The sequence below is a fragment of the Methylobacterium sp. D48H genome (assembly GCF_053345715.1).
This window is the reverse complement of the sequence record NZ_JBKFAP010000122.1, coordinates 1-326: the sequence shown is the minus strand read 5'-3', so window position 1 is coordinate 326 and position 326 is coordinate 1. Positions and strand designations below refer to the sequence as shown.

The window sequence follows — 326 nt, the reverse complement described above, 5'->3', positions numbered from 1 at the left end:
AGCACCGTGAACAGGTCGAGGCTGATCGCCCCGAGCACCACCGGCTGGGAGCGGATGTAGTCGATCCCGGCCGAGAGCGCCGCCCAGGTGATCGGCGGCCGCTCGCTCCCCGCCGCCGGCCGGTAGCGGATCAGCAGGGTCAGGGCGCTGGCCAGGGCGAAGCTGCCCCCTGCCCCACCGAACACGACGGCGGGTCCGAGGGCGTAGAGGAACCCGCCGAGCGCCGGCCCCATCACCGAGGCGCTCTGCCAGAGGGACGCGTTCCACGCGATCGCCGAGCCGAAGAGCGGCCCGGGCACCAGGGTCGGGAGCAGCGCCTGCAGGGC

At 74.5% G+C, this 326-nt stretch carries 1 pseudogene; it reads right to left on the bottom strand.

The features are described 5' to 3' along the window. Positions 1-326, bottom strand: a pseudogene (locus ACLBX8_RS31755) (MFS transporter); the annotation flags it as partial.